The following is a 20,081-nucleotide window of genomic DNA, read 5'->3' as shown; positions in this document are numbered from 1 at the left end:
TACGGGGTGTGGACAGAACCTGTCCACACCCCGTACTCGTCTTGAGTGTCCTGGAGTGCTTGATGTCTCTGCTGCGCTGGCTGGTCCGCGAACCGCGTGGACGCAGGGAGTTGTACTTCCCGATCGGACCTGCGGTCGTCCTCCTGGCTTCGGTCCTGGTCTTCGACTGGCCGTGGTCGTTGCCGGACGGACTTGCCGGAGTGCTCGTCCTCGTCGGTGTCGTCGGTGGTGCGGTGTTGAGCGTGGGAGTCAGCTTCTACTACTGGCGCAAAGATCGGCAGGAGCTGTGATCCGCATGGACGTTCTTCACGCCTTGTCGTGAGATCAGCACTCTTCCCGGGAAGGCGAACGGAGAGTGCGATGGGTGTTGTGGCTGCGGACCACCTTCTGGCTGGCGTTCGTGGGCCGGCACGTGCTGTTGTTCGCCGGCATCGCGTTCATCGAGCTGCGCGACTGGTGGCGAGCCCGCCGCGCCCGCACCGACTGAGCTCTACTCGCCGGTCTGGCCGTCCGCGAGTTCGCGGAGCAGGTCCAGGTGGCCCACGTGGCGTGCGGTTTCCTGCGCCACGTGGGCCAGGATCCACCGCACGGTTCGTTCGCCGTCTGCAGCCGTGGCGTTGGGGTCCAGCTTCTTGAGCGCCTCGGCGTTCGCCCATTCCTCGCGGTAGGCCTGGATGAGCGCCGCCGGGGTGTCGTCGTCTTCGAGGTACCAGGACGGGTCCGGGTCGCCCTGCCACAGTGACGGCAGGTCGAGGCCCGCGCCCGCGATGCAGAGCCAGTAGCGCTCGACGGCGGTGAGGTGCTTGAGCAGGCCGAGCGCCGTCAGCTTCGGGGACGTGGCGATCGGGGCCGCCGCGGCCTGGTCGCGGGTCAGGCCGTCGACCTTGAGCACGGCGGTCTCGCGGAGGAAGTCCAGGAACTCCCAGGCGAGCACGCCCTCGTCAGTGGCGAGCTTCTCGGGCCAGGTTCGGGTCACCGGGCGAGTTTGTCAGCCTTCGTGGCGGCGAGGAACGCGGTCCAGGTACCTGTACCGATCGCGAGGTGGGTGGCCGGAGCCTTGCTGTCCCGCACCCCGACGCCGTGGCCAACCTCTACGCAGTCCGTGCCGTTGACGCTGTAGGTGCTCTTTCGCCACGCGGTCATCTGACGTGCCCCCTCATGAGGTCATGCGTTCGATCAACTCCTTCGATTGTTCCGCATCCAACGCGGCTCGGTCGAGCGAGCTCACGATGGTCCTGTACGCCTTGGCGGAGTCCTTGTCGTCCAGGAAGACAGCGTGGTTCTCGGCATCGATGAACACGACCGGTTCCAGCTTGTCGAACGTCATGAAGGTGAACGATCCCGCCAGTCCCGCGTGCGCCCCCAGCGACGTCGGCAGGACCCGATAGGTGATGTACTGGCGGATTCCCATGGTCATGACATGGTGCAACTGATCGGACATGACCTCGGAGCCGCCGACGGGTAGGCGCAGAGCCTGCTCGTGGATGTAGAACGTCATGTCGCAGCGGCGCCTGAACAATTGTTGTTGGCGAGCGGCCCGAGCTGCGACGCGTTCGTCTGCCTCCGTCTGCGGTGTGTTCGGATTGCTCCCGATCAGCGCGCGGAAGTAGTCCGGTAGCTGGAGCGGTCCGGGGATGAGGTTCATGCTCCAGCAGATGATTTCGGTGGCGACCGCTTCGTGCTCGCTGAGCGTGCGAGGCAGAATCGGCTGCCTTTCGCCGTGGACCTGCAGCCAGCCGGAACGCTCGGCCTCCCGGAACATCGTCACCAGGTGTTCGGACTCCTCGAGCGGGGTTCGGCAGACGCCCAGCAGGCGGATGAGGTCGTGCTCGCTGATGCCGCCTTTGCCGTTCATCAGGTCGGACAGCTTGGCCGGATCCCAGCCGGCGAGGTGCGAGGCGCCGCGTCCGGTCAGGCCCGCGCTTTCGATGGCCGCGCGTATGCCCGCGCCGAACTCTCGCCCTCGTACCGTGGAGTCTCTCTTTGGCATGAAATGAAGCTAGAGCCAGACATCGAGTATTTCCAACAGGTTCGGCCGAATTCAGCCGAAGAGGGGTCGGTGTTGGAACGCGTCCAACGTCCTAAGTGGTCAGTGTTGTTTCAGTAGTAGTGGCGGAGCTTTGGCCAGAAGGTGTCCCATGGTTCCGTTGGGGCCGTGCACAGTTTTATCTCCGTGCCGTCTTCCTCGTTCTCCACGGGGTTGTGGTGCTGGGCTACGACCTTGCAGTCGTCGAACGGCGGCTGGCTGAAGCCGACCAGCAGGACCTTGGAACTGGTGGGCTGTGGAGGTCCCCAGTCGTAGAAGGACATGTGGCCGGAATAGGTGTGGATTTCGGTGTAGGCCTCGATCGTGCCGGCCTGGCCGTAGTTGCGGGTGATGACGACGGGGCGGTCGTTCTCGAACCACGCGTCCTGGACGGTGAGGGCCAGTTCGCGCCAGCCGACCTGTTCGCCTTGTTCCGGGTTGATGGCGATGACCGGGCCCAGTGCGCTGGGCGGCAGGATCGGTAGCGAACCCACCAACGCCGGGATGACGCTCAGGGCTACCAGGACGCTGCCGATTGCTTTGCGGCGCAACAGCCATTCTTGCGCTTGGCGTGCGCCCGCCGCCATCAGCACCAGCAGCAGCGGGACCGCGTAGTAGGGCTTGCCGCCGGTGACGAGGCACAGCGCGCAGAGGATCGGGTAGGCGAGTGCGATCGAGCGGAAGGTCCTGTCGCGCCACAGGTTTCGGAAGCCGACGAGCCACACCGGGACCAGGAGTGGTGACAGCATCACGATCTGCATCGGGACGAACATGACTCGGTTCTCGGTGCCGTCGTCCTCGCTGATGCCGCGGGCGACGGTGAGCAACGGGAAGTCGTGCAGCGCCTGCCACACCACGACCGGAGCGGCGATCACGGCGCACAGGGCCATGCCTGCTGCCAGCCACCAGGTGCGCAGGACGTTGCGCGGGCCGAGAGCCAGTAGTGCGATCGCCATGGCCGCCAGCAACAAGAGCAGCAACCACTTGTTGGCCAGGCCCACGCCGGCGGTCGCGCCCAGGGCGAGCCACCAGCGGCCGTCGCCGGTCTTGAGGAGTTTGATCGCGAAGTAGCCGATGAGCACCCAGACCAGCAGGTCGACGGTGGCGGTGGAGAGCATGTGGCTCACGGCCAGGACGAACGTCGACGTCGCCGAGGCGGCGGCCGCGAACGTGGAGCCGCCGCCGAGTTCCTTCGCGGTCAAGGCGACCACCACCGTGATGGCGAGGGCCAGGAGGGTGGCGGTCACGCGGAGGCCGACCGGCGTTTCGCCGAACGCCTCTGTCGTCAGGCGGGCGAGGATCGGGGTGATCGGGGGCTGGTCGACGTAGCCCCAGTCGGGGTGTTTGCCCGCCGCGATGAAGTAGAGCTCGTCGCGGTGGAAGCCGTAGCGGCCCGACAACGCGGTCAGCACCACCGCCTGCACGGCGAGCACGATCCCCAGCCCACGTCCCATGGCGGGAAGGTACCCAGGGGGTGCCGGATCAGGTGGCGTTTTTGCGGTACCAGCGCGGGGAGGTGGTGATCGGCGGCTTCAGGCTCGCGTTCACCACGATCATGGACGGGCCGGAGGTCTCGTCCAGGGTGGACCTGAGGTCGTCGAAGCCGTTCAGGGTGACCGCGGGGATGCCGAAGCTCTCGGCCAGCCTGGCGAAGTCCGGGCGGGTCAGGTCGACGCCGCTGATGGTGTGGTTCGCGACCTGCTGGTCGTAGCGGAGCATGCCGTAGCCGCCGTCGTCCACGAGCACGATGGTGAGCAGCAGGCCTTCCTGCTTGAGCGTGGCGAGGTCGCCGCACGCGAAGAGGAAGCCGCCGTCGCCGACCACCGCGATCGTGCGGTGAGCGACGGCCGCGCCGATGGCCGCCGGGAAACCGAAGCCGAGCGTGCCCCAGCCGACCGGGTAGGCGAGGCCGCGAGGTTTGGTGACGTGGTGGAAGCCGCCGATCCAGTAACCGGGGATGCACATGTCGGCGACGATCGTGGCGTCGGTGCCTTCCAAGGCCTGCAACAGTTTCATGGCTTCGGGGGAGTCGGCTTCCGCCAGCGCGCGCACCTCGGCGTTGACCGCCTCGACGTCGACGGCGGCTTGTTTGGTGGCGACCACGGCCGCGAGTGCGGCGCTGACGGTGGCCGCGTCGCCTTCGATCGTGACGTCCGCCGGGTAGTTCTTGTCGGCCTCGGCCTTGTCGATGTTGACGGCCAGCAGGGTGCGTGGCTTCGGCTGCAACCAGTTCTGGGTCATCATGCCGTCGAAGTCGGTGCCGATCGCGATCACGAGGTCGGCGTCGTCCCAGAGCTTTCCTACGGGCGGTGCGTGCACTGGGCCCCGCACGACATGAGGGCTGTCCGTCAGGCCGCGTGCGCCGTACGTCGTGATGATCGGTGCCTGGAGTTTGGCGGCCAACGCGCCGATCGCGGGTCCGGCGCCGGACCGTGCCGCACCGCCGCCCGCCCAGATCAGGGGCCTCTCGGAACGGGCGATGAGCTGCTCGGCTTCGGTGAGGTCGGCTACCTCGTGAGTGGGCGCGACCTTCGTGATGGCGTGGTGTGGGACTTCGGCGGACAGGAAGTCCGTGGGGACGCCTAGGTAAACCGGGCCGTGAGGGCTTTGGGTGGCCTGCTGGACGGCCTTGCCGGTGTACGCGGCGATCTCCTGCGCGGACGGCACGTCGAACGACGCCTTGGTGACCGGCGTGAACATGGCCTTCTGGTCGCGCGTCTCGTGCAGCACGCCGCGATAGACGCCGGGCCGCCGGAGCGTCGACGGGATGTCCGTCGCGATCACGAGCACCGGGCTGCCCGACGCCCACGCCTCGCCGGTGGCGCCCAGGGTGTTCGCCGCGCCGGGGCCGGTCGTCACGACGGCCACGCCGAGCTTGCCCGTGGCGCGTGCGTAGCCGTCTGCCGCGTAGACCGCCGTCTGTTCGTGGCGCACGCCGATCATGCGGATGCCCAGGTGCTTCTCCAACGCCTCCCAGATGGCGAGGTTGTGGACACCGGGCAGGCCGAACACCACCTCGACGTCGTGCGCGGCCAGGACGGTCAGCAAGCTCTCGGCACCCTTGGGCATGCGTCCGACGCTAAGGCTCGCTTACGGCCCGGGCAACGGATGCGCAGCAGGTCTGGTGCTCAGCGTCAGGCGCGGAACGGCTCGGACACGAGTTCCGTCACGTTGTCCAGTCCACCTGGGACAGTGTGAACGTTCCGGTCCGCGAAACCTCGTTCGAATCGAGCGAAACGCAATTCGGGCCGGTGCGGCCGGGCGTCGAATTCGACCTGGCCGCCGCGCCTTTTCGTCCCGCAGGGCGAATTGGTTGCGCGGGTCGGCCGACAGTGGCGGTGGACCTGACGGCCCAGCGGGACGTGCTGCGCCCGAGCTTCGGTGTGGTCCGGACCGCGCGCCGCGGGACGGCATTTCCGGCCTCCGCGCGGCTTTTGTTTCGAGGAATTCACGGGTTCGTGAATTGGTCTCGAGATGATTGACAGGTGAACTGTGTTCAGGGAGTGGCCCCTTGTGCCACGATGTGCGGCGACCGCACGACCTGGGGGTGGAGATGCTGTACTTCGGTGGGCTGTTCGGAGTGCTGATGATAGGGCTGTTGATCTTCGCTGTCGTGGATGTGATCACGACCGACGAAGGCTCGGTTCGCAATCTGCCGAAGATGTTGTGGCTTCTCCTGGTCCTGCTGTTCCCGTTGGTGGGATCGATCGCGTGGCTCGTTGCGGGCCGGCCGGTGGTGGGGACCGGACGCGCGCGATTCGCGGCCTACGAGCGCGGTGCACCTGCTTTTCCCGAGTACGACCGGCCGGGACGGTTCGCGGCCACCGAAGCTGACGACGATCAGGAGTTCCTGCGCCGCTGCCGTGAGCGCGCGGAGGAACAACGACGCAAGGGACGCGAGAACCAGTGAGGATTGTCCTGCTGTTCTTGGTTGTTCTGCTCGCCGGTTGTGGCGGAAACGCGCAAATGGCGGCACAACCCCCCGCAACTCAAAAGTCCACTTCGGACAAACTGGCGCCGGCCGATTTCCAGGCGCGCTGGTGGACGTGGGCCTCCCAGCCCGCGAACAGCAACCCGGTGTCCGACACCTCCGGGCGCTACTGCATGCGTGACCAGCCCGTCGAGGTCTGGCTGCTCGCCGGGTCGCTCAGTGAGAGCCCGGTCGAGCGGCAGTGCCGCGTCCCCGCCTCCAAGCCGCTGCTCGCGCCCGTCGTGAACCTCGCGACCGACGTCGCGGGCTGCGAGACGTTCATGAAGAACGCGCAGGGCGAGGTGCTGCTGGACGGCTCGACGCAGACGCTGACGAGGGTGTCCGCGACGCCGTTCACCTACGAAGCGCGCGCGGGCAACCCGTACGGCACGTCGGCGGGCCGGATCAACTCGGTCGGCTGCGGGCTGTACGCGTGGATTCCCGCTCCCGCGTCCGGTGAGCACGAGCTCGTGATCCGGGGCTCCGCGGGAGGCAGGGAAGTCGACGTGAAGTACAAGCTGATCGTGGGCGCCGACTAGCGCGGAAAACCAGGTGCGCCGGTCCGGTAACGTGGTTCGTGGCGTCCGAGCAGACGTGAGGCTGGAGCCGCTCCCCGGCAGTGAGCGGCACTCTCCGCCGCAGTGTTCAGCAACTCCTGCTCAGCGAAGCGAACTGACCACGTAGACGCGTGACACATGCGTCCTTGTCGGCCGAGCCGGGCGGCGGAAACGAGGACTGCTGTCATGGCACGTCTGTCCACCACGGACCAGCTCGCCGATCTGCGGCGCACCTACACGGGCGAGAACCTGTCCCAGGCGGTCCCGGCCGTCCGCGACGGCGATTCGGTGCTGCCCGACGCCACGACCGAGGCCCAGCGCCGGCTCGAAGCCAAGGTGCTGGTCGCGGGCTGCGCGGCCGCGAGCATGCTCCAGCTGATGCCGCCCGCGAGCATCATCAGGCCCGCCCACGCGTTCCGGACCGTGGAACCGGGGGAGCCCCTGAAGCTGCACCTGGGCGACAGGGCTCTCGGTCCGCTGCTGTTCGAACTGCTGCCGCGCACCGAGGGCGGGTTCGGCATGGGTGTAGCCGGTCTCGAGCACCGGCAGTACCGGCGGTCGGCCGAGCTGACCACCGGAGACGCCGGAGTCGTGCTGGCCGGGGTCGACGAGCAGGCGTGGGATCTCGGCATGCGTTACGTGCGCTGGATGCACGAGCACCGCGGCGTCGAGTACGCCGACGGTGGCGGCAACGACGACGAGATCGCCGAACCGGCCACTGGGAGCGCTCTCCTGCGCCGGGTACACCTGTGGCATGACGCGAGCTGGTTGCGAGCACTCCCCATGGGCGGGGCCTGGTTCGTCGAGTGGGCCGGTGGCCCGTCCGAGGACGAGATCAGGCAGAAGCTCGGCCACCCGGACTTCGGGACCACCCGCGAGATCACGCCGCGCCGCATCGACGCGCCGTCCGAGGACGTCGAGGAAGGCATGCGGACCTATCCGTGGCCTGAGGAGTTCGTGTCTGCCGTCACGGCTGGTCAGCCCGATCAGCGGCCTGACCGCCGGTAGACTGCGCTTTCGCCCGCAGGAACGATCGTCAGGAGGACCCCGGTGACCCAGCAGGCTGCCGAGGCCCAAGCCGAAGCCACGCGCAAGGCCCCTCGCGTGCTCGTCGCCGAAGACGAGGCGTTGATCCGTCTCGACCTCGTGGAGATGCTGCGCGAAGAGGGCTACGACGTGGCGGGCGAGGCCGCAGATGGTGAAGAGGCCATCAAGCTCGCGACCGAGCTCAATCCCGACCTGGTGATCCTGGACGTCAAGATGCCCAAGGTCGACGGGATCGAGGCGGCGCAGCACATCGCCGGCAACAGGATCGCGCCGGTCGTGATCCTCACCGCGTTCAGCCAGCGCGACCTGGTCGAGCGCGCCCGTGACGCGGGTGCGATGGCCTACCTGGTCAAGCCGTTCGCCAAGCGGGACCTCGTGCCCGCGATCGAGCTGGCGATGAGCCGGTTCAACGAACTGGCCGCGCTTGAACAGGAAGTCGCCGGGCTCACCGAGCGCCTGGAGACCCGCAAGGTCGTGGAACGGGCCAAGGGCATTCTCATGACCAAGCAGGGTCTGAGCGAGCCGGAGGCGTTCAGGTGGGTGCAGCGCACCGCCATGGACCGCCGCACGACGATGAAGGCCGTCGCAGAGGCCGTCATCGAGAACTTCGGCTAGTGGTGCCGCCCGGCAACGGGCCGGGCCACACCACGAGTCAGCTTCGGCGCAGTTCCAGCCACACGGAGTCCGTCTGTCGTCCCGGATCCTCGGGACGCAGGCGGACTTCCACGTTGTGGCTGCCTTTCAGCGAGATCTGCAGCTCGTGCCGGCCACCCACGCCGCCGGGCATCGGCACGGTCGCCGCGAGAGAGGTGTCGACGTACACCTCGAAGCCCGCTATCGGCGCCACTGACCGTGCGTGGGCCGCGTCGAGGGTGATCACCAGCGCCGCGTCGTTCGGACCCTTAGCGTTGATCTCAGCCGTCATGACGGGCAAAACGGGCGGTGGCTCGGCCGGGGCGTTCTCCAGTTTCGCCTCGGACCGTCCGGGCACCTCCAGGTAGCTCTCCAGCACCTGGGCCTGCGACGCGCCGGGCATGCGCAGCACGAACGGCGTCAGCGCGTCCGGTCCGTCCGCGGTGAGGAGCTCGGCGGGCACGTCCCCGACCAGCGTCAACTCGCTGTCCTCCGCCGCGGACCAGCCGCTCACCGCCGGCCGCAGCGGCACCTTCGCCGATCCGAGCTGCGCGACCAGGCCGTTCGGGTCGCCGCCGTCGCCGAACCGGACCGTTGTCCGCAATCGCGCCGAAGGGGCTCCACGCAACGGTGCGCGCGCCACGCCGATGCCCGGCGCCTCCTCCTCGGGTTCGAGCACGCGCAGCGTTCCCGCCACGAGCGGTGTCTCGATCACCTCGCTCTCGGGCCCACGCGAGCCGGAGATGCCGATCGCGTCGATCTCCACGCGTCCGGGATAGCTGACCGGAGGCGTCACGCCGATCAGCACGCTCGCGTCACGCCACTTCGGCACGACAGGCGAAGTCGCGATCTGGGCGCCGTCCTGAAGGACCCGCACGCCGTTATCTGTCAGCACCACTTCGAATCGATGCAGAACGCCCGCGCCACGCGTTCCGGGGGCCACGGAGTCGTCCACCACCACGCGAACCGCATCAGCAGGAGGTATGGGTCCGAGGCGATCGGGCGTCCCGGGGGCCAGATCGACCACGAGCTTTCCGCGTGGTCCGGCCGCGTCCGTCACGACGGTCACGCGGCCCAGCTCCGCCGACTCGTTCAATCGCAGAGGCGTCCGTGCGCGCAGCACGGCCGTGTCGTTTCCACACGGCATGTCGATCACCAGACGGCCGCCGGAGCCCGAGCCGGGGTTCACGCACCCGCGCCGGCCGCTCAGGTGGTAGCGGTGGTCGAGGAACGTGTCGTCGAAGTCGTCCAGCCAGCCGATGACCGCCTGCCGCCAGTCGTCGTCACTCGGGCGTTCCTCCGCCCTGACCGGCGAAGATCGTTGGCCGAACGCGTCCACCGCGCGCACGTCCGGTCGCCCGGAGCCCGCGATCTCGGGCGACGCGACGAGTTTTCCGAAGACCTCGTACCCGCTCGCGCCCGTCACGGGTACCCATTGGACTCTTCCGTCGCTGCTCCATACGGAGGACGGCGGGCTTGGCCGGGGCGGCGGAGGCGAAACGCTGACGAAATCCGCCGTGTACTTAGTTAAGCGAACGGCCCCTGAACTGGGTGTCTTCGAGGCATCATCGGACTCACGCAGAACCAGCACCGCCGCGACGATGATCGCGACGGCGCCCACCGCGGTGATCACTCGGCGACGCGGAGTCATACGTCCACGTTATGGCAGCCGTCCAAAGAGTGAACGAAGGTTACCGTCTGTGACATTGCTTAAGTGAAACATAACGCCGCGTTGCGTTATGGTCACGAGCCCATTGGCTTTGATGACTGCGGTCACAGTCATCGCCTAGGTTCCGGCCATCCCTCAGGAGAGGGTGATGGAGCGGTGCGCGGAGATCTCGCGTAGCCGGGAGCAGGGATATAGGAGGGACATCACGTGCGTAAGCACTCTGTGAAGTCCGCAGCGATCGTCGGCGCCTCGCTGCTTGTTCTTGCAGCCTGTGGCTCGAACAAGACCGAGGGCGGCGGCACCACCGGGGGCAGCTGCGACACGTCGAAGGGCACTCTGACCGTCGGTGTTGTCGCCCCGTTGTCCGGGAACCTGTCCGCTCTCGGCGTCGGCATCAAGCAGTCCGCCGAGCTCGCCGTGGACGAGGCGAACAAGAAGTGCACGGTCAAGGGCTACAAGCTGACCGTGTCCGCCCAGGACGACGAGGCCAACCCCGCCAAGGGTGCCCAGGCCGCCACGAAGCTGTCGACCGACCCGAACGTTGTCGGTGTCGTCGGCACGCTGAACTCGTCTGTGGCCCAGACCGTGCAGCCGATCCTGCGGGACAAGAAGATCCCCCAGGTGTCGCCGGCCAACACGAACCCGTCGCTGACCAGGGGTAATGACTTCCTGACGGCCCCGAAGCGGCAGTTCGACAACTACTTCCGCGTCTGCACCACCGACGACCTGCAGGGGCCGTACGCGGCCAACTACCTCGTCGAGAAGGCCGGCAAGAAGAAGATCGCCATCGTCACCGACGGCAAGACCTACGGTGAGGGCCTGGCCGCCGAGCTGTCGAAGCAGGTCACCAAGAAGGGTGGCACGATCGTCGGCTCCGAGAAGGTCGGCGAGAAGGACACCGACTTCTCCGGCGTCATCGCCAAGATCAAGGCCCTCGGCCCGGAGGCCGTCTACTACGGCGGTGAGTACCCGGTCGCCGGCCCGCTGTCCAAGCAGATGAAGGACGCCGGTCTCGACGTTCCGCTGATGGGCGGCGACGGCATCTTCGACGGCAAGTACATCGAGCTCGGCGGCAAGGAGGGCGACCTCGCCACCTCCGTCGGTGCCCCGACCGAGTCCCTGGCCACGGCCAAGGCCTTCGTCGACGCGTACAAGGCGAAGTTCGGCAAGGAGGACTACGCCGCCTACGGTGCGTTCTCCTACGACGCCGCGAACGCGATCATCGGTGCCCTGGCCAAGACCGTCGACGGCGCTGCCTGGGACGAGTCGAAGCGTGACGCCATGCTGACCAACGTCGGTGCCTACGCCGGCTCCGGTGCCACTGGTGAGGTCAAGTTCGACCAGTACGGCGACAGCACGAACAAGGTGCTGACCGTCTACCAGGTCACCTCGGCCAAGTGGAAGGACGTTCAGACCGGCACGTTCACCGGCTGACGACTACCTAATTACTGATTGAAGCCACGGCGGGGGCGGGCGTTGTTTGCTCGCCCCCGTTGTTTACGGAGGTAGTCGTGTCAGTCCTGCTTCAACAGCTGGCCAACGGGGTCATTCAGGGTGCGTTGATCGCCCTGATCGCCCTGGGGTACACGATGGTGTACGGCATCATCCAGCTGATCAACTTCGCCCACGGCGAGGTTTTCATGGTGGCCTCGTACGGAGGCCTCGCCACGTTCACGCTTCTTCCTGACGACCTCAAGAAGTCGCCTGCCGTGGCACTGCCGCTCATGTTCGTCGGCGGCATCGTGGTGGCGGTCGTCGTCGCCGTGATCATGGAACGGTTCGCCTACCGGCCCCTGCGCAACGCGCCTCGGCTGGCTCCGCTCATCACAGCGCTGGGCGTGTCCGTGTTCCTGCAGGAGGCCGTGCGCGTCTTCTACCCGAACGCCAAGTCCAACCTGCCGTACCCGAAGGTCTTCCCCGAGGGCAACCTCACGATCGGCTCGGTCAACATCTCGTGGACCGGTGTGCTGCTCGTCGTGCTCTCGGTGGGTCTCGCGATCATCCTGCAGACCTACATCAACCGCTCCCGCATGGGCCGGGCGATGCGTGCGACCGCGCAGGACCCTGACACCGCGAAGCTCATGGGCGTCAACCCCGACCGCGTGATCGTGCTGACGTTCATCATCGGCGCCGTGCTCGCCGGCGTCGCCGGCATCATGTTCGGCGGCTACCTGAACAACATCAACATCGACATGGGCTTCCAGAACGGCATCTTCGCCTTCACGGCGGCCGTCCTGGGCGGTGTCGGCAGCATCCGCGGCGCGGTCATCGGCGCGTTCATCATCGGTCTGATCAAGACCGTTGCCGGTCAGTACATGCCGGGCGGCACCCAGTACGACTACGTGTGGATCTTCGTCGTGCTGATCCTCGTGCTCGTCTTCCGCCCGCAGGGTCTGTTCGGTGAGCCGGAAAGGGTGCGCGCATGAGTACGGTCGACACTTCTGCGAAGCGTTCCGCGCTCGCACCTCTCGGCAAGCCGTTCGCGGCCGCCGGTGGCGTTCTCGGCATCGTCGCGGCGTTGCTGCCGTGGGTCACGTTCCCGCTTAACGACGGCAACTGGCCGGACAACTCGCTCCTGCAGTACTTCGACGCGCCGTTCGGCGTCACCGGCTTCCGGTGGCATGCCCTGGTGCTCGGCGTCCTCATCCTGGCCGCGGCGTTCGCGCCGGTCCCGTCCAAGGGCCGTGTCGTCCGGGCGCTCGGCTGGGGCCTCGCCCTCGTCTCCTTCGTCAACGCCGCGTACATCACGGTCAAGGGCGGTGGCCTTGGTGCCATCACGGCCCTCGACGGTGCCACCGCGTTCGGTGGCGTCGTAGGCATCGTCGCCGGTGTGCTGGCGATCCTGGCGGGCTACGGCATCGGCATCGAGCCGGTGGGCGAGTGGAAGTTCAAGGTCTCCACCCCGGTCGCGTACCTGGTGCTGCTGGTGTCGTTCGGCGCGGTGCTCTACGCCGTCGCCGCGATGCTGACCACCGGTGGCGTCGGTTCCGCCAACCCGTACGCGGGCGCGATCTTCCTGTCGTTCCTCGGGTTCGCCGCCGGTCTGCTCGGCGCGCTGAGCGGCGTCGGGTTCGTGCGCTGGCTCTCGGCACTGTCCGAGCAGCACCGCGTGTTCAGCGTGATCGTGCTGGCGGCGTGCGCGCTGCTCCTGCCGTTCACCGAGGCGGGCAACGAGTACTGGATGACGGTCGCGGCGAACATCGGCATCTACGCCGCCACCGCGATCGGCCTGAACATCGTCGTCGGTCTCGCGGGTCTGCTCGACCTCGGGTACGTGGCGTTCATGGGCATCGGTGCCCTCGTGGCAGCGAACTTCTCCGGTGCCGCGACCGCGCACTTCGGCATCACGCTGCCGTTCCCGGTCGCCGCGGTGATCGCGGCCGTCGTGGCGGGCATCTTCGGCGCCATCGTCGGTTCGCCGACGCTGCGGGTCCGCGGTGACTACCTCGCGATCGTGACGCTGGCGTTCGGTGAGATCTTCACCCGCTCCGCGCAGAACGACATCGGTGGCATCACCAACGGCTCCAACGCGATCCCCGGTGTTCCGGCGCTGTCGCTGTTCGGCGCGGAGTTCAACAAGTCGATCTCGATCGGCGCCGTGAAGCTCCCCGCCGGTGTCCTCTACTACATCCTCATCGTGCTGCTCGTCGCGGCGACGATGGCGGTGTTCGCGAACCTCAAGTTCAGCCGCATCGGCCGTGCCTGGATCGCGATCCGCGAGGACGAGGACGCCGCCCGCGCGATGGGCATCCGCACCGGCAAGATGAAGATCCTCGCGTTCCTCATCGGTGCCATGCTCGCGGGTCTCGCGGGCGCGGTGTTCGCGCACAAGAACGGCACCGTGTCCTACGAGTCGTTCAAGTTCCTCGAGTCGGTCACGCTGCTCGCGGCGGTCATCCTCGGCGGCATGGGCTCGATCCCGGGTGCCGTTCTCGGTGCCGCGCTGCTGTTCGTGCTGCCCGAGAAGCTGCGTGACTTCGAGGACTACCGCCTCATGATCTTCGGCCTCGCGCTGATCCTGATCATGCGGTTCCGGCCGGTCGGCCTGATCCCCGATGCGCACAGGCGCGCTGAGATGATCGAGCGCGCTGATGAGAACGCCGAAGAGGCGCATGTGGAGGCGAAGAAGGCATGAGCACGCCTGTACTGGAAGCGCGTGACGTCTCGATGGTCTTCGGTGGCCTCAAGGCGTTGAAGGGCGTCACTCTGACGCTCGAAGAAGGCAAGATCGTCGGCCTGATCGGACCGAACGGCGCGGGGAAGACCACGTTCTTCAACTGCCTGACGGGTCTGTACACGCCGACGACGGGCGAGGTGCTGCTCAAGGGCAACGTCCTGCCCGGCGACCCGGCGAAGGTGACGGACGCGGGCGTGGCCCGCACGTTCCAGAACATCCGCCTGTTCCCCAGCATGACCGTGCTGGAGAACGTCATGGTCGGCCGCCACGTGCGGATGAAGCAGGGCCCGCTGGCCTCGCTGTTCCACGGCCCCGCCTACCAGCGCGGTGAGAAGGCGGCACGCGAGCGTTCGCGGGAGCTGCTCTCGTTCGTCGGCCTGAACAACGTGGACGACGAGCTCTCGCGCAACCTCCCGTACGGCGACCAGCGCCGTCTGGAGATCGCGCGCGCGTTGGCGACGGACCCCGCGGTGCTGCTGCTGGACGAGCCCACCGCGGGTATGAACCCGCAGGAGACGGAAGCGACGCAGCAGCTGATCTTCCGCATCCGCGACACGGGTGTGTCCGTCGTGGTCATCGAGCACGACATCAAGTTCATCTTCGGGCTGTGCGACTCGGTTTCCGTGCTCGTGCAGGGCGAACTGCTCGTCGAGGGCAGCCCCGAGGTCGTGCGGGCGGACCCGCGGGTCGTCGAGGCCTACCTCGGCAAGCCGCCGGAGGAAGTCGCGCACGAAGTCGAGGCCGCCGCTGCTTCTGCTGAGGAGGAGCAGGCATGACCGCGCTGCTCGAAGTCCGCAACCTCTCGGTCGCCTACGGCGCCATCGAGGCCGTCCGCGACATCTCGTTCACCGTCGAGGCCGGCCAGATCGTGTCGCTGATCGGCTCGAACGGTGCGGGCAAGACCACGACCCTGCGCACCATCTCGGGTCTGTTGCGTCCGGCGTCCGGCGAGATCCTGTTCCAGGGCAAGCCGATCCACAACGACCCGGCGCACGCGATCCTCGGTGAGGGCATCGCGCACTGCCCCGAGGGCCGCCGGCTCTTCCCGCGGATGACCGTGGAGGAGAACCTGCAGCTCGGCGCCTACGTCCGCAAGGACGACGGCGTCGAGGCCGACATGCAGCGCGTGTACGACCTCTTCCCCGTGCTGGGGGAGCGCCGCCACAACAAGGCCGGGCTCTTCTCCGGTGGCGAGCAGCAGATGCTGGCCATCGGCCGCGCCATGATGTCGAAGCCCCGCCTGCTGATGCTCGACGAGCCCTCGATGGGTCTCTCGCCGATCATGACGCAGAAGATCTTCGACACCATCAAGGAGCTCCAGTCGCTCGGCACCACCATTCTTCTGGTGGAGCAGAACGCCCTGGCGGCGCTGGCGTTGTCGGACCACGGGTACGTGATCGACCTCGGCAGGACCACTTTGGACGGTCCGGGGCACTCGCTCCTGGCCGACCAGCGGGTGCGCGACGCGTACCTGGGTGAAGCTCACTGAGGTTTTGGTTGTGAGAGCGGGGCGGAGGGCTTGTCCTCCGCCCCGCTTTCGTTTGCTCGCGGTCAGGTGCGGTCGAAGTCGGCCAGGATGCGGGGCAGGGCCAGCTTGGCGGCCCTGCCGTGGTTCACGTCCGCGCCCAGGTCGACGAGCGTGCTGCGGGCGTGGTGCCGCTTGAGGCGTTGGTCGCAGTAGGCGGAGGTTTCGAGCAGGGTGTCGCGGTCACCGGCGGACGAGTAGATCGTCACCGGGACGGTGGGGCGCCAGTCGCAGTAGCTGTCCGACTCGCGCAGTTTCGCGCGCAGGACGCCGGTCGGGTGCTGGACGCGGTCGAAGTAGGACTCGGTCAGGAGTTCCCGCATGGTCTTGGGCAGGTGCTTGAAGATGTCCTCGTTGCGGTGCTCGCCGTCGAAGAGCGCCTCGATCGACGGGTCGCGGAACGCCTCCGACGGGTCGGAGTAGAGGTGGTGCAGGCGGTTCCACGCCACCGTCCAGTACGCCATGTACGCGACGCCGTTGGAGATCTCGTCCTTCGTCGCCTTGGCCACCAGCAGACTCGGCTTGAACGGGCCGCCGATCGGGGCCAGAGCACCCACCTTGAGACGGGAGTCGGCTCCGCGCTGGAGGGCCTGGCCCAGGGCCATGGCGGCGTGGCCGCCCTGCGAGTGGCCGGTGATCATGACGCGCGGGTCCGGGCGCAAGCCCTTCGAAGCGGCGTACTCGCGGGCCGCGCGTAACGCGTCCACCGACGCGGTGACGGTGGACGGGGCGTCCACGTAAGGGTGGTAGCCGGGGCCGGTGCCCAGGCCCAGGTAGTCCGGGGCCGTGGTCAGGTAGCCGGCGGAGGCGAAGAGCAGGGCGGCGGCCCGGTCGTTGCCGTCCGCCACCGAGGCCACCGAGCCCCGGTAGCCGGTGGTGCCGTGCAGCCAGGTGGCCTGGCGGGGCGTTCGGTCCCCGTTGCGCGGTAAGACGATCAGGGCACTCGCGGTCGTCGGTTTTCCGGACGGGTCGATGGTGCGGTAGGTGATTCGCTTCGCGTCCACGGCGAAGCGGACGCGCGAGGCGTCCAGGTCGTAGTCCCCCAGGTACGTGACCAGCTGGTTGGTGTCCATCGTGGACACCGGGACGACGTCGAGGAGTTCGCCGCGTTCCGTGCGGGCCGACGCGGTGGCCGGGACCGAGGCCGCGACCAGCGCGCCGCACAGGGCTGCTGCTGTCAGTCGAGTCGTGAAGGTCATGACTCACACGATGTCGGGCTGATCTTGGTCGCACACTGGGGCTCACCGCACAACGAAGGTGTGGTTCACCCCAGTGCTCAGGCTCCGGGTGCCTTCGGGCGGATGAGGCACGTGAGGCGGGCGGTGCAGGTGCGCCTGCCCTCTTCATCGGTCACGACGATCTCGTACGTCGTGGTGCTGCGGCCGAGGTGGATCGGGCGCGCCACGCCGGTGACGGTGCCCTCGCGCGCCGCTCGATGGTGGGTGCAGGACAGCTCGAGCCCGACGGCGACGCAGTCGAACTGGGAGGCGTGCATCGCGGACGCGACGGAGCCCAGCTGCTCGGCGAGCACCGCGTTCGCGCCGCCGTGCAGCAGGCCGAACGGCTGGCGGTTGCCCTTGACCGGCATCGTGCCGATCATCTCCTGAACATCCCATTGGGTGATTTCGATGCCCATCCTGACGTGCAACTGCTCGTCGGCGAACTCGATAGGCAGGTCGGGGGTCACGCGCGCTCCAAGGGCTCAAGCGAAACTGTCAGACCCCCACCCTAGACTCGGGCTCGTGACTCACTCAGACGTGAAGCGGCTCCTGCTCATCGACGGTCACTCGATGGCCTACCGAGCGTTCTACGCCCTGCCCGCCGAGAACTTCGTGACGAAGACGGGCCAGGTCACGAACGCCGTGTACGGGTTCACGTCCATGTTGATCAACATCCTGCGGGACGAGAAGCCGACGCACGTGGCGGTGGCGTTCGACGTGTCGCGCAAGACCTTCCGCTCCGAGCAGTACCCCGAGTACAAGGCCGGTCGCACCAAGACGCCGGACGAGTTCCGCAGCCAGGTCTCCCTGATCAAGGACGTGCTGGCCACGCTGGCCATCCCGACCATGGAGAAGGAGAACTACGAGGCGGACGACATCATCGCGACGCTGACCACGCAGGCCGTGGCGCAGGGCGTCGAGGTGGAGATCGTCACCGGCGACCGCGACGCGTTCCAGCTGGTCAACGACCAGGTCACGGTGCTGTACCCGGTCAAGGGCGTCTCGGAGATGGGCCGCTTCACCCCGGCGTACGTCGAGGAGAAGCACGGCGTGCGCCCGGAGCAGTACGCGGACTACGCGGCGGTGCGCGGCGACTCCTCGGACAACCTGCCGAACACCCCCGGCGTCGGTCCGAAGACGATCATCAAGCTGCTCAACCAGTTCGGCGGGCTCAACGAGCTCGTCGACCGCATCGACGAGGTGCCGGGCAAGGTCGGCGAGGCGCTGCGCGGCAACCTGGCGAACATCATCATGAACCGCCAGCTCACCGAGCTGATCAAGGACGTCGAGCTGCCGTACACGATCGACGGGCTCGAGGTGCAGCAGTGGGACCGCGACGCGGTGCACCGGCTGTTCGACGAGCTGGAGTTCCGCGTCCTGCGCGACCGGCTGTTCCAGACGCTGACGACCGCGGAGCCCGAGGCCGAGGAGGGCTTCGAGGTCTCCGGCGGCGCGATCCCCGCGGGCACGCTCGCGAAGTGGCTGGACGACAACGCCCGCAAGACGCGGGTCGGCGTCGCGCTGCGCATCACGACCGACCTGGAGGGCGTCGCGCTGTGCACGGCCACCGGTGAGGGCGGGTACGTCGCCGTCGAGGAGCTGAACGAGGCCGACGAGCAGGCGCTCGCCGCGTGGCTGGCCGACGAGAAGGTGTCCAAGGCGGGCCACGACCTGAAGCTGCCGTTGCGCCGCGTGCGCGCCCGCGGGTGGAAGCTGCGCGGCCTGTCCTCCGACACGGCCCTGGCCGCCTACCTGGTGCGTCCCGGCCAGCGGTCGTTCGCCCTGGACGACCTGGCGCTGCGCTACCTCAAGCGCGAGCTGCGGGCCGAGGAGTCGGGTGACGGCCAGCTGTCGCTGCTCTCCGACGAGTCCGAGGAAGCGCAGAAGGTCGCCACCAGCACGATCCTGCGCGCGCGTGCGGTCGCCGAGCTCGCCGACCGCCTGGACGAAGAGCTGGTGACCATCGGCGGCGCCGACCTGCTCGCGAACCTCGAACTGCCGCTGATGAACGTGCTCGACGAGGTCGAGGCCGTCGGCATCGCGATCGACGTCGACCACCTCTCGGAGCTGGAGGCGCACTTCGCGGCCGGCGTGAAGCAGGCGGCGCAGGACGCGTACTCGGTCATCGGCAAGGAGATCAACCTCGGCAGCCCGAAGCAGCTGCAGACGGTCCTCTTCGACGAGCTGAACATGCCGAAGACGAAGAAGACCAAGACCGGCTACACCACGGACGCGGACGCGCTGCAGAACCTGTTCGAGCAGACCGAGCACCCGTTCCTCCAGCACCTGCTCTCCCACCGCGACGTCACGCGCCTGAAGTCCACTGTGGACGGTCTGCTGAAGTCGGTGGCCGACGACGGCCGCATCCACACGACGTTCCACCAGACGATCGCCGCCACCGGCCGGCTGTCCTCGACGGACCCGAACCTGCAGAACATCCCGATCCGCACGGACGAGGGCCGCCGCATCCGCCAGGCGTTCGTCGTCGGCGAGGGCTACGCGGAGCTGATGACCGCGGACTACAGCCAGATCGAGATGCGGATCATGGCCACGCTGTCCGGCGACGAGGGCCTGATCGCGGCGTTCAACAGCGGCGAGGACCTGCACACCTACGTTGCCTCGCAGGCGTTCTCGATCCCCACCGCCGAGGTGAAGGGCGAGATGCGCCGCCGCATCAAGGCGATGTCGTACGGCCTCGCGTACGGCCTGTCGGTGTTCGGCCTGTCGCAGCAGCTCCGCATCCCGACCGAAGAGGCCCGCGAGCAGATGGAGGCGTACTTCGCCCGCTTCGGCGGCGTGCGCGACTACCTCAACGAGATCGTGAAGAAGGCCGGCAAGGACGGCTACACCGAGACCGTGCTCGGCCGCCGCCGCTACCTGCCCGACCTGACGTCGGACAACCGCCAGCGCCGCGAGATGGCCGAGCGCATGGCCCTCAACGCGCCGATCCAGGGCAGCGCCGCGGACATCATCAAGGTGGCCATGCTGGGCGTCTACCGCGCGCTGGAGTCATCCGACCTGCGCTCGCGGATGCTCCTGCAGGTCCACGACGAACTGGTGCTGGAGATCGCCGAGGGCGAGCGCGAGGCCGTCGAGGCCCTCGTGCGCGACCAGATGGGCAACGCCTACCAGCTCCTGGTGCCACTGGAGGTCTCGGTCGGCGTGGGTCGCTCCTGGGACGACGCGGCCCACTAGGGCCCGCAACGCGAATCAGCCCGTCCGAGTCGAAAGGCTCGGGCGGGCTGCGTTGTGCAAAG

Annotated in this window: 20 protein-coding genes; 12 read left to right on the top strand and 8 right to left on the bottom strand. The window is 67.7% G+C overall.

The genetic code is table 11. From position 1 onward, the window contains the following. Positions 1–62: 62 nt before the first annotated feature. Both BM417_RS21165 and BM417_RS49885 read left to right on the top strand, forming a co-directional pair. On the top strand, positions 63–290 hold the full coding sequence (locus BM417_RS21165) for a hypothetical protein (protein ID WP_093596941.1): 228 nt from the start codon (positions 63–65) through the stop codon (positions 288–290). 74 nt (positions 291–364) lie between these two features. Continuing rightward, on the top strand, positions 365–487 hold the full coding sequence (locus tag BM417_RS49885) for a hypothetical protein (protein WP_281251338.1): 123 nt from the start codon (positions 365–367) through the stop codon (positions 485–487). Positions 488–490: 3 nt separating this feature from the next. On the opposite strand, the gene BM417_RS21160 is transcribed toward BM417_RS49885, so the two are convergent. From BM417_RS21160 to BM417_RS21140, 5 genes are all read right to left on the bottom strand, one after another. Beyond that, entirely contained in the window at positions 491–976 is a 486-nt protein-coding gene (locus BM417_RS21160; RefSeq protein WP_093596938.1) for a DinB family protein, read from the bottom strand. Beyond that, complete coding sequence (locus tag BM417_RS21155; RefSeq protein ID WP_093596935.1) at positions 973–1,143, bottom strand: DUF397 domain-containing protein; 171 nt, start codon at positions 1,141–1,143, stop codon at positions 973–975. The genes BM417_RS21160 and BM417_RS21155 overlap by 4 nt, the downstream gene beginning before the upstream one ends. A 13-nt stretch (positions 1,144–1,156) precedes the next feature. Continuing rightward, the gene (locus BM417_RS21150) at positions 1,157–1,990 is read right to left on the bottom strand and encodes a helix-turn-helix domain-containing protein (protein ID WP_093596933.1); all 834 of its coding nucleotides are present in this window, start codon (positions 1,988–1,990) and stop codon (positions 1,157–1,159) included. Positions 1,991–2,100: 110 nt separating this feature from the next. After that, positions 2,101–3,480 carry an ArnT family glycosyltransferase gene (locus BM417_RS21145; protein ID WP_093596930.1) on the bottom strand — a complete coding sequence of 460 codons (1,380 nt, stop codon included), beginning with the start codon at positions 3,478–3,480 and terminating at the stop codon, positions 2,101–2,103. 28 nt (positions 3,481–3,508) lie between these two features. Further along, on the bottom strand, positions 3,509–5,095 hold the full coding sequence (locus BM417_RS21140; protein ID WP_093596927.1) for a thiamine pyrophosphate-binding protein: 1,587 nt from the start codon (positions 5,093–5,095) through the stop codon (positions 3,509–3,511). A 484-nt stretch (positions 5,096–5,579) separates the two neighbouring features. Here BM417_RS21140 and BM417_RS21135 point away from each other — a divergent pair, with 484 nt between their 5' ends. From BM417_RS21135 to BM417_RS21120, 4 genes are all read left to right on the top strand, one after another. Further along, on the top strand, positions 5,580–5,936 hold the full coding sequence (locus BM417_RS21135; RefSeq protein WP_093597945.1) for a PLDc N-terminal domain-containing protein: 357 nt from the start codon (positions 5,580–5,582) through the stop codon (positions 5,934–5,936). A gap of 56 nt (positions 5,937–5,992) precedes the next feature. After that, positions 5,993–6,535: a signal protein gene (locus BM417_RS21130; RefSeq protein WP_143138740.1), complete on the top strand. Its 543-nt coding sequence runs from the start codon at positions 5,993–5,995 to the stop codon at positions 6,533–6,535. A gap of 204 nt (positions 6,536–6,739) precedes the next feature. Then, positions 6,740–7,561, top strand: a complete 822-nt coding sequence (locus BM417_RS21125; RefSeq protein ID WP_093596921.1) for a hypothetical protein — start codon at positions 6,740–6,742, stop codon at positions 7,559–7,561. A gap of 42 nt (positions 7,562–7,603) precedes the next feature. After that, entirely contained in the window at positions 7,604–8,215 is a 612-nt protein-coding gene (locus BM417_RS21120; RefSeq protein WP_093596918.1) for an ANTAR domain-containing response regulator, read from the top strand. Between the two features lie 37 nt (positions 8,216–8,252). Here the strand turns inward: BM417_RS21120 and BM417_RS21115 are convergent, their stop codons facing one another. Further along, on the bottom strand, positions 8,253–9,659 hold the full coding sequence (locus tag BM417_RS21115; protein ID WP_093596915.1) for a hypothetical protein: 1,407 nt from the start codon (positions 9,657–9,659) through the stop codon (positions 8,253–8,255). Positions 9,660–10,109: 450 nt separating this feature from the next. Between BM417_RS21115 and BM417_RS21110 the strand changes: the two genes are divergently transcribed. From BM417_RS21110 to BM417_RS21090, 5 genes are all read left to right on the top strand, one after another. Then, positions 10,110–11,336 carry a branched-chain amino acid ABC transporter substrate-binding protein gene (locus tag BM417_RS21110; protein WP_093596912.1) on the top strand — a complete coding sequence of 409 codons (1,227 nt, stop codon included), beginning with the start codon at positions 10,110–10,112 and terminating at the stop codon, positions 11,334–11,336. 77 nt (positions 11,337–11,413) lie between these two features. Continuing rightward, on the top strand, positions 11,414–12,328 hold the full coding sequence (locus BM417_RS21105; protein WP_093596910.1) for a branched-chain amino acid ABC transporter permease: 915 nt from the start codon (positions 11,414–11,416) through the stop codon (positions 12,326–12,328). Next, the gene (locus tag BM417_RS21100; RefSeq protein WP_093596907.1) at positions 12,325–14,037 is read left to right on the top strand and encodes a branched-chain amino acid ABC transporter permease; all 1,713 of its coding nucleotides are present in this window, start codon (positions 12,325–12,327) and stop codon (positions 14,035–14,037) included. The genes BM417_RS21105 and BM417_RS21100 overlap by 4 nt, the downstream gene beginning before the upstream one ends. Then, on the top strand, positions 14,034–14,855 hold the full coding sequence (locus BM417_RS21095; RefSeq protein WP_093596904.1) for an ABC transporter ATP-binding protein: 822 nt from the start codon (positions 14,034–14,036) through the stop codon (positions 14,853–14,855). The genes BM417_RS21100 and BM417_RS21095 overlap by 4 nt, the downstream gene beginning before the upstream one ends. Further along, the gene (locus BM417_RS21090; protein WP_093596901.1) at positions 14,852–15,568 is read left to right on the top strand and encodes an ABC transporter ATP-binding protein; all 717 of its coding nucleotides are present in this window, start codon (positions 14,852–14,854) and stop codon (positions 15,566–15,568) included. Before BM417_RS21095 ends, BM417_RS21090 begins: the two co-directional genes overlap by 4 nt. Before the next feature lie 62 nt (positions 15,569–15,630). Here BM417_RS21090 and BM417_RS21085 read toward each other — a convergent pair whose 3' ends face one another. Both BM417_RS21085 and BM417_RS21080 read right to left on the bottom strand, forming a co-directional pair. Next, positions 15,631–16,803, bottom strand: coding sequence for an alpha/beta hydrolase (locus BM417_RS21085; RefSeq protein ID WP_093596898.1), 1,173 nt, complete (start codon positions 16,801–16,803; stop codon positions 15,631–15,633). A 77-nt stretch (positions 16,804–16,880) separates the two neighbouring features. Beyond that, on the bottom strand, positions 16,881–17,240 hold the full coding sequence (locus BM417_RS21080; RefSeq protein WP_093596895.1) for a hotdog fold thioesterase: 360 nt from the start codon (positions 17,238–17,240) through the stop codon (positions 16,881–16,883). A gap of 106 nt (positions 17,241–17,346) precedes the next feature. On the opposite strand from BM417_RS21080, the gene polA reads away from it, so the two are divergent. Beyond that, positions 17,347–20,019: a DNA polymerase I gene (gene polA / locus BM417_RS21075; RefSeq protein WP_281251337.1), complete on the top strand. Its 2,673-nt coding sequence runs from the start codon at positions 17,347–17,349 to the stop codon at positions 20,017–20,019. Positions 20,020–20,081 lie beyond the last annotated feature (62 nt).

Source organism: Lentzea waywayandensis (assembly GCF_900115955.1).
GTDB lineage: Bacteria > Actinomycetota > Actinomycetes > Mycobacteriales > Pseudonocardiaceae > Lentzea > Lentzea waywayandensis.
Note: the sequence above shows the minus strand (reverse complement) of the source record. Positions and strands in the feature narration are given on the sequence as shown.

What these genes read in the sequence shown, in the direction of transcription:
- BM417_RS21165 (WP_093596941.1), top strand. Translation starts at nt 63, where the DNA reads ATGTCTCTGCTGCGCTGGCTGGTCCGCGAACCGCGTGGACGCAGGGAG.
- BM417_RS21155 (WP_093596935.1), bottom strand. Translation starts at nt 1,143, where the DNA reads ATGACCGCGTGGCGAAAGAGCACCTACAGCGTCAACGGCACGGACTGC.
- BM417_RS21150 (WP_093596933.1), bottom strand. Translation starts at nt 1,990, where the DNA reads ATGCCAAAGAGAGACTCCACGGTACGAGGGCGAGAGTTCGGCGCGGGC.
- BM417_RS21145 (WP_093596930.1), bottom strand. Translation starts at nt 3,480, where the DNA reads ATGGGACGTGGGCTGGGGATCGTGCTCGCCGTGCAGGCGGTGGTGCTG.
- BM417_RS21140 (WP_093596927.1), bottom strand. Translation starts at nt 5,095, where the DNA reads ATGCCCAAGGGTGCCGAGAGCTTGCTGACCGTCCTGGCCGCGCACGAC.
- BM417_RS21135 (WP_093597945.1), top strand. Translation starts at nt 5,580, where the DNA reads ATGCTGTACTTCGGTGGGCTGTTCGGAGTGCTGATGATAGGGCTGTTG.
- BM417_RS21130 (WP_143138740.1), top strand. Translation starts at nt 5,993, where the DNA reads ATGGCGGCACAACCCCCCGCAACTCAAAAGTCCACTTCGGACAAACTG.
- BM417_RS21125 (WP_093596921.1), top strand. Translation starts at nt 6,740, where the DNA reads ATGGCACGTCTGTCCACCACGGACCAGCTCGCCGATCTGCGGCGCACC.
- BM417_RS21100 (WP_093596907.1), top strand. Translation starts at nt 12,325, where the DNA reads ATGAGTACGGTCGACACTTCTGCGAAGCGTTCCGCGCTCGCACCTCTC.
- BM417_RS21095 (WP_093596904.1), top strand. Translation starts at nt 14,034, where the DNA reads ATGAGCACGCCTGTACTGGAAGCGCGTGACGTCTCGATGGTCTTCGGT.
- BM417_RS21090 (WP_093596901.1), top strand. Translation starts at nt 14,852, where the DNA reads ATGACCGCGCTGCTCGAAGTCCGCAACCTCTCGGTCGCCTACGGCGCC.
- BM417_RS21085 (WP_093596898.1), bottom strand. Translation starts at nt 16,803, where the DNA reads ATGACCTTCACGACTCGACTGACAGCAGCAGCCCTGTGCGGCGCGCTG.
- BM417_RS21080 (WP_093596895.1), bottom strand. Translation starts at nt 17,240, where the DNA reads ATGGGCATCGAAATCACCCAATGGGATGTTCAGGAGATGATCGGCACG.